The sequence below is a fragment of the Holdemanella biformis DSM 3989 genome (genome assembly GCF_000156655.1).
Lineage (GTDB): Bacteria > Bacillota_I > Bacilli_A > Erysipelotrichales > Erysipelotrichaceae > Holdemanella > Holdemanella biformis.
The window spans coordinates 71,187-75,997 of sequence record NZ_DS996850.1 but is presented as its reverse complement, the minus strand read 5'-3'; the positions used below and the strand labels follow the sequence as shown (position 1 = coordinate 75,997).

General features: G+C 34.1%; 2 protein-coding genes. Both read left to right on the top strand.

Annotation, left to right across the window (positions count from 1 at the left end):
• The first annotated feature begins 153 nt into the window (after positions 1-153).
• Entirely contained in the window at positions 154-678 is a 525-nt protein-coding gene (locus EUBIFOR_RS10905; protein WP_003866125.1) for a hypothetical protein, read from the top strand.
• A gap of 8 nt (positions 679-686) precedes the next feature.
• Positions 687-4,811 (top strand): InlB B-repeat-containing protein (locus tag EUBIFOR_RS10900; protein WP_003866124.1); only part of this gene is annotated, 4,125 nt, incomplete at its 3' end.

Sequence of the window (4,811 nt, the reverse complement as noted above, 5' to 3'; positions counted from 1 at the left end):
TAGTGAAATGGATCTATTGTCATAAGGGCAATAGATCTTTTTTTAGAAAAAAGATGATTTTTAAATTATATAACCGGTCTATAACCATACAAAGCCTATACTAAAATCAGATAATGAAAGGGATTACAACGATATCAAGAAGGAGGGCTTTGTATGTTGAAAAACTTGAAGAGAGCGGCAGCAATTGTATTATCATTTGCGATGGCAATCCAGTTTGGACTAGCAAACTCTTACTATGTAAATGCAGAAGAAGAGCCTGTTGAACCACAACAGGAGCAAACGACTACTGTAGAGAATAATAATGAATTACAAGAAGAGGAAACAAATGAGACTGCAGCGCCAGAAACGAAATCTGTAGAGCTAAGTTATGTGGCTGAAGATGGAACAATTTTACAGGCAGCTACATATCGTGATTTCGATTTAAACTATAGCTTAAATGCAGATAGTAGTGTTATGTTGAATTTTGATGGTTATACATTAAAAGATGTAATCGTCAATAATTCTCATGCAGCAAGTGCTGATCAAGTAAGTCTAAATGTGACTTCAGAATTGGCAAGTGTTCAGTTTGTTTATAAAAAGGTGACTACTGAAACAGATCATCAAACAACAGAACAACCTAAGACTGAAGAAAAAATGATGACGATGCTGAGGCAGACCCGGATTCGGAAACGGAAGTAAAAGAGGAATTGCCGGAGTATCCTGCATTTATTCAAAGTGAAACAGCTGGTAATGTTGTTGTTCATGCGACAGCAGCTGAGGGTGTTTTACCAAGAGATTCTAAACTTGTTGTAAAACGTATCACTCGTAAATCTATCTTAAATGCAGTTGAGGAAACTGTTTCTGAAAAGAATAAAGAAGTTGAATCGGCTGTAGCTTTGGATATCACAATTCAAAATAAAGATGGTGTTGAAATTCAACCAAATGGATTGGTTAATATCAGTTTTGAAAATGTAGCTGTAACTGGTGAAGAAGTCAATGTATATCATGTTACGAATGATGCAAATACAGTAACTGAAGTTGCTACAAATACACAAAGCTTTGATACAAACCATTTCTCAATTTATGTTATTACTGGTGAAAATCAAGTTCCATTAACAACATTCAACTTTGTTGCGAATGGTACAACAGTAAGTACACAGATTGTTAAGTCTGGGGATACATTGATTGCTCCTACAGCTCCAGATATGATTGGACAAGCATTTGTGGGTTGGGTTGATGAAGCTGGTAATCCATTTACTGGTTTTGGTAAACAATCCGAAATTACTGAAACTACAACACGTAGAATTACAGCTAGATATGAAGCAGCATTATATGTATACTTCTTAAATCCAGATGGATCACAAATCATGCGTACAGAAAAAGTTGGAGATCATGAAGCACATGATTTTACAACTGTATCTTATGATGTTGACTCAACTCATAAATTAATTGGTTGGGCAGCTGAAAAGAATGGAACTGAAAATATTGCAGATAAGATTTCAGTTCCAGACGGAAGTACTTCTGTAAATGTATACGCAATTATTAAAGAAGGTTATTGGGTTTCATTTAATTCAGATGGTGGATCTATTGTTGATTCTCAATTCGTATTACACGGTGACAAGTTAACTTTGGGTAAAGATACTACACCTACAAAACCTGGTTACACATTTGATGGTTGGTACAATGGTTTAACTAAGGTTGAGAATGGTGCAACAGTCACTTCTCCAATGACTTTAACAGCACATTGGAAAGCTGCAGAAGTTAGCTATACAGTTATTCACTGGTGGGAAAATGCAGATGATAATGAATATTCATTCCATGAATCTCAAGAATTACAGGGCTTGACTGGTGCAACAACAACAGCTGCAGCGAAGTCTTATACGATAAAGGGTAAGAACATTCATGGTAAAGAGACGAGTGATAAAGTCTTTACTGCAACTACAATTGAACAAAAGACAATTAAGGGCGATGGTTCAACAATTGTAAATGTATACTACAAGAGAAAAACGTATACAATGCATTTTAAAGAAAGACAGTACTCACGTACAGATTTATCAACAATCACTAAAAAATGGGGTCAAAGTATTTCGAAAAAAGAATGGCCTGCATATAATGGAAATGGAAACTGGCAGATTTCAGATAGTAAGTATTTAGCTTATACAAGTACAATGCCAATGAATGATTCAACGTTATGGAGTACAAGTGGTAGAAAAACTTATACAGCATATTATTACGTTAGAAATATAGAAGATACGGGTTATGAATTACATCATAAGGATGTGATTAAGTCTAGCAGTAATTATCTAACTATTGGTCAAGAGGACTGTTATGCGATTGCCGGATTTACTTATGATCATGGAGATCCTGGCGTAGGTGGTAGTTACAATAATTCTGAGTTCTATTACACTCGTAATTCTTACAAAATCAAATTTATCAATAATGGTAAACAAGATAAGACAGTTTCTAAGAAATATGAGCAAAGTATTTCAAATGAAAACTATACTCCTGCAAGACCTAGTTCACTACCAGATTATTATGAATTTGATGGTTGGTATGATAATGAACTTTGTGAAGGTGAAAAATATGTCTTTAATGGAAAGACAATGCCAGCACAAAATATTACGCTATACGCAAAATGGACAGCTAAGAAGATCAGCTTAATTTATAACTTGAATAATCCTGAAGGTACAGTAGATAAGGGTACTAAAAAAGTTGCAGCTGGTACAATCGCAAGTACAGTATTGCCAAGTGCTTCTGCAATTGAAGGTTATTCATTTGCAGGTTGGTATGTAGCAGATGAAAATGGTCATATGACAAATGTAGCATTCAATGCGAATGATGCAATCTTGAAAGATACTAACGTTATTGGTAAGTGGTTATACAATGGTAAGCTTACAGTTAAGTATGTAGCAGATGGTTTAGAGGCTCCAAAAGATAACAATGTTTATGCAGGTGGTGCTAAAGCTACAGTTGCTAATGGTGTGACAAAAGATGGTAAGAAATTCTTAGGTTGGCAATTAGTAGATGGTAATGTATATCAGCCTGGTCAAAACTTTGAAGTAAATAAAGATTTGGCAGATGACAAGAATGTGATTACTTTAACAGCTGTATTTGGTGATTCAGAAACTTCAGCAATCTTAACTTATCATCCTGGTAATGGTAATGGTGAAGATCAGAGTGTTGCGATTTTGAATAACAAGGAAGTTACTTTAGAAAATACATCTGATTTAAGCTATACAGCTCCAGGTAAAGATTATTACTTTGCTGGTTGGGCAACATCAATGGAAGATGCTCAAAAAGGTAATGCTAAATATGCAGTGGGTGAAAAAGTCAGAGTGAATGCAGATTCAAGTAATGATTTATATGCGACTTGGGTAAAGAAAACTGTGATTGAAGTTACCGCAAATAGTAATACACTTCCATATAATGGTGAAGTACAGAAGGTTGAAGGCTTTAAAAACGTTACTGCTGGATATGAAGTAACTGGTTTAACTGCAGTAGCTGAGGGTAAAGATTTTGGTACTTATGACACTGTGATTACTGGTACAGCAAAAGTTACTAAAGATGGTGTTGATGTAACAGATAAAGTGATCGTAAATAAGATTAATGGAACATTAACAATTTCTAAGCGTGAAGTAACATTAACGAGTCAAACAGATTCTAAGGATTATGATGGAACTCCATTAACTAGACCTGATGTAACTATTACTGGTGGATTTGTTAAAGATGAAGTAAAAGAAGTTAAGGCAACTGGATCTGTCACAAATGTTAGTGAAGGTGAAGTAACAAATACAATTACTTATAAAACATCAAATAAGTTCAATCCAAATAACTATTCAATTACTAAGAATGAAGGTAAATTGAGTATTACTCCAGTTACGGATGAAGTAACAGTTAGAATTAATGGTAATAAAGATTCTGCAACTTATAATGGAGAAGAACAAAGTGTAAGTGGATATACAGTAGAATCTATTAGCAATACACTTTATACATCAACAGATTTTACATTAAATGGTCAAGCAACGGCTACTGGTAAAGATGCTAATACATATCCAATGAATTTGGATGCAACTCAGTTTGTTAACAACAATACAAACTTCTCAAATGTTAAATTTGAAATTGCAGAAGATGGACAGCTTGTTATTAATCCACGTGCAGTAACATTAACGAGTGAAAAAGCTTCTAAACCTTATGATGGAACTCCACTAACTAGACCAGATGTTAAAGTTGAAGGAAACTTCGTTGATGGTGAAGTAACAAAAGTTGAGGCAACTGGATCAGTTACTTATGTAAGTGATGGTGAAGTCACAAATACAATCGTTATTACTGAAGGTGAAAATTTTAAAGAAAGTAATTATTCAATTACTAAGCATGAAGGTAAATTGAGTATTACTGAAGTTAATGCTGAAGTAACAGTAACAATCAAAGGTAAAAAAGATACTGTAACTTATGATGGCAATCCACATTCAGTAGAAGGTTATGAAATTACTGATATTTCTAACAAATTGTATACTAAAGATGATGTTAAGTTTACAGGTGAAGCTAAGGCTGAAGGTACTGAAGCTGGTACATATCAGATGAATCTTTCTGAAACTCAATTTAGTAACAAAAATAGTAACTTTAAGAAGGTAACATTTGTAGTCGAAGATGGATCATTGACAATCAATCGTAAGTCTATTGATGATCAAAATCGTATTACAGTAACAAAACCTTCAGATTCTAAGTATGATGGTGAAGAACACAAGAACAAACCAACAGTTACAGATACTAAGACGGATAGAACATTAGTAGAAGGTACAGATTACGAATTATCTTATAGTGATGATGTAATC